The sequence below is a fragment of the uncultured Candidatus Thioglobus sp. genome, from assembly GCF_963981275.1.
Lineage (GTDB): Bacteria > Pseudomonadota > Gammaproteobacteria > PS1 > Pseudothioglobaceae > Thioglobus_A.
The window spans coordinates 1-2,054 of record NZ_CAXCCZ010000070.1; the positions used below are offsets into that span (position 1 = coordinate 1).

General features: G+C 37.0%; 3 protein-coding genes. 2 read left to right on the top strand and 1 reads right to left on the bottom strand.

The features are described 5' to 3' along the window. A partial coding sequence (locus ABNR88_RS07200) for an NAD-dependent epimerase/dehydratase family protein (RefSeq protein WP_348670254.1) occupies positions 1-551 on the bottom strand: 551 nt, incomplete at its 3' end. Between the two features lie 118 nt (positions 552-669). Between ABNR88_RS07200 and ABNR88_RS07205 the strand changes: the two genes are divergently transcribed. Both ABNR88_RS07205 and ABNR88_RS07210 read left to right on the top strand, forming a co-directional pair. Further along, entirely contained in the window at positions 670-1,878 is a 1,209-nt protein-coding gene (locus tag ABNR88_RS07205; protein WP_291929336.1) for a glucose-6-phosphate isomerase, read from the top strand. A gap of 3 nt (positions 1,879-1,881) precedes the next feature. Beyond that, positions 1,882-2,054, top strand: a 173-nt coding sequence (locus ABNR88_RS07210) for a sugar phosphate nucleotidyltransferase (RefSeq protein WP_348670255.1), incomplete at its 3' end; no start/stop codon positions are given.

Here is a 2,054-nt window from a genome sequence, read left to right on the forward strand (position 1 = left end):
ACAATGGTCATATCAGGATTTTCACAACTATAGCGATACGCAATTTGATCCATCATATATTTACTAAATCCATAAGGATTTTCTGGGTTTTCGGTGCCCACTGTTTGGGGTGAGGGCAAACTGCCGTAAGTAGCTGCCGAGCTAGCGTACACCATCACCGCGTCATCATTTTTGGCTTTGTTTAACAAATCATAAAATGAATTAACATTAGTTTGCATGACAATTTCTTGGTCATACACACGTGTGTCTGAAATTGCCGCCTGATGGAACATGTAGTCAAATTTATAATCATCTAATAACGCTAAGTCAGCTTTGCTATTGATATTGCCACAAACTACATCGCCCGTAAAACCGATCAAATTTTTGTAATGGCCGAAGCTTTGCAGATTGCCATTAGCAAAAGTTGCCTCACTCCTAAAACAGTCAAAAACTACTACTTGAGAATCAGGATAATTTTCTTGAAAATAAAAAGCTAGATTGCTACCGATAAAGCCCGCGCCGCCGGTAATTAAAATAGTCTTATTGTTGAAGTCTGTATTGCTATATGTCATCTTTATCAGTTGATTAAATGTATGGTTCATATGATAAACGAAAACCCGGTTAAAATTCAACATTCATCAAGGTTATGCTCAGTATAATCAACTCAATCTGATACGCTTAATATCACCTATGGAATACTCTAAAAATTTCTATCAAATCAAATCAAATAGTGAGATTTTTGATCGAATAAATGCCGAGCGTGAAGAGATTGGCTATTACAATTTGCCCTATCAAGATACAGCTGAGATTAAAGACTATGCACAAAGCATTAATAAAAAGCACATCGTCGTTTTGGGTATTGGTGGATCCAGCCTCGGTGCACGAGCAATTTATGAGTTTTTATTGTCATCTAACAATTACACCAAAGATTTGCTTTTTTTGGAAACGATTGACCCGCTTAAAATTAAACTCTGTTTAAAAAAAGTAGATTTGAATGATGCTCAATTTGTAGTTATTTCTAAATCAGGCAATACCATTGAAACTTTGAGTTTGTTTAAATACCTCAATTCTCTGGTGGAAATTAATAGCACTAACTGCACCATCATCTCTGAAACTAAAAGCAATCTCACACAATTTGCCAATGACAACAACATCAAATCCTTTGATTTGGCTGAGGATATAGGTGGGCGTTTCTCCGTATTTAGTGTTGTGGGCTTAGTGCCACTAGCCATGGTGGGTGTTGATATCGATAATTTACTGAATGGTTGTAAGCGTGTGGCTGATAGTTTTTTTGAGCAAACAAGTTACTACAAACCTATTATCAGAAAAGCCAGATTTTTAGTTGAGAACAAAAACAGATTCAATATTAATGTTGTTTTTTCTTATTCATCTCTATTGGAAAGTTTTAACAAATGGTATGTGCAGCTTTGGGCAGAGAGCCTGGGCAAGATCAATATTAATGGCACTCGCCAAGCGCTTACGCCTGTTGGCCTGGTTGGACCAGTTGACCAGCATAGTTTTTTGCAAATGATCATGGACGGTGTGAGGGATAAAACCGTTACTTTTATTAAGATTAACGATCTTAAAGATAGTAGTAGTATTCCAAAAGACACGGCTAATAAGTTTGATGGCTTGGCTTGCGGCTATGCAGAAGGCTACAGTTTTAATGATCTGTTAAACATGCAAGCTGATGCAACCATTCAGTCAATTGAAGAACAAGATGATATCCCTTGCGACGTAATTTCAATTCGCACTGTTGATGAATATAATATCGCTAAAATTATGTTTAGTTATCAATTGCTAGTTTCTTGTATTGGTGCATTTTTACAAATCAATACATATGACCAGCCAGGAGTTGAATATGGCAAAATTAACTTAGCTGAAAAATTTCAAAGATAAACTATGAGTATCATTAATAAATGTCTATTTCCTGTAGCAGGCTACGGTACGCGCTTTTTACCAGTCACTAAAGCCATCCCTAAAGAGATGTTGCCAATTCTTACCAAGCCACTCATTCAGTACGGCGTGGAAGAGGCCATGAGCGCTGGTATGACAACCATGGCCATGGTTACCAG

What these genes read in the sequence shown, in the direction of transcription:
- ABNR88_RS07205 (WP_291929336.1), top strand. Translation starts at nt 670, where the DNA reads ATGGAATACTCTAAAAATTTCTATCAAATCAAATCAAATAGTGAGATT.